Annotated in this window: 1 protein-coding gene; it reads right to left on the bottom strand. The window is 32.9% G+C overall.

Going from position 1 to position 1,005, the window contains the following annotated elements; translation table 11 throughout:
• Positions 1–291: 291 nt before the first annotated feature.
• Complete coding sequence (locus tag N9I19_RS24910; protein ID WP_317779357.1) at positions 292–744, bottom strand: hypothetical protein; 453 nt, start codon at positions 742–744, stop codon at positions 292–294.
• Positions 745–1,005: the final 261 nt, after the last annotated feature.

The following is a 1,005-nucleotide window of genomic DNA, read 5'->3' as shown; positions in this document are numbered from 1 at the left end:
CACTGGGTTATGTAAGTCCGATTGATTACAAACTTGAACACCTTAAAAAAGTTGTCTAGTTTAGTGTTGACATACCAGCTATCCCCTTTCATTTTTATGTTCCTTTATCAACTAACGCACCCGTTAGTTTAAGTGATAAACATCACAAACAGTGTATTATTTCATTTGAACATATTATTATTTTAGGCTCTGATAAAGTTGATATTTATACATAAAGAAAGACCATTAAATTTCGATGGTCTTATCAAACAAAAGCTTATGTTAATTGGTAATTAAGAAGGATGTTATCCACTACTTAATGGCGATATTACCTACATATTCAGCACTTCCGTTATCCGAAAGAAGGTCCACTTCTATTAGATATTCTCCTTTTTCTTTTGGGAAATTGAAGTTGAGATTTTTATCAACTTCCAATTCTACCTTCTCATCCTGCTTCCATACCCAAATACTTATTTTTTCAATCTTAAAGTCTTGACTATCAAAGTCTATATAATAATCGTGTTGACCAGAATTAATGCTTACTTGTTTTTGTTTCCTTGCAAGTGATAGAATATCTTTCGTTTCTTTCTTATATTCTTTATCAGATTTCCAATCTATATTTGCTACTTTTAATTTGATATCACTATTAGAGAGTGTAGGAGTAAGTGTAACGCTAGGAGGAGTAAAATCATAATCTTCTCCTAAGCACCCTGTTAAAGAAAAGGCAAATAACAATCCACAAATTAAACTAAAAAATTTTTTCATATATTGACTCCTTACTATTCTCCCAGAAATAACTGGAACTCTTTGTCACTCGACGAACCTATAAATAGAAAAACGATGGCGGCTATCATATTATTTATTTTAGTCAATAAAGTATTGAAGACAATCACCTAAAAATTATACCATAATAAACCAATTTCTTATAGAACTATACTGCCCCGATAGTTCCATAAATCGAGTAGGAGGAGGCGCCTAGCCTCCGACCTCTCACACCACCGTACGTACCGTTCGGTATACGGCGGT

Origin of the sequence: Peribacillus sp. CSMR9, from assembly GCF_033141925.1 — a bacterium.
GTDB lineage: Bacteria > Bacillota > Bacilli > Bacillales > DSM-1321 > Peribacillus > Peribacillus simplex_A.
Note: the sequence above shows the minus strand (reverse complement) of the source record. Positions and strands in the feature narration are given on the sequence as shown.

What these genes read in the sequence shown, in the direction of transcription:
- N9I19_RS24910 (WP_317779357.1), bottom strand. Translation starts at nt 744, where the DNA reads ATGAAAAAATTTTTTAGTTTAATTTGTGGATTGTTATTTGCCTTTTCT.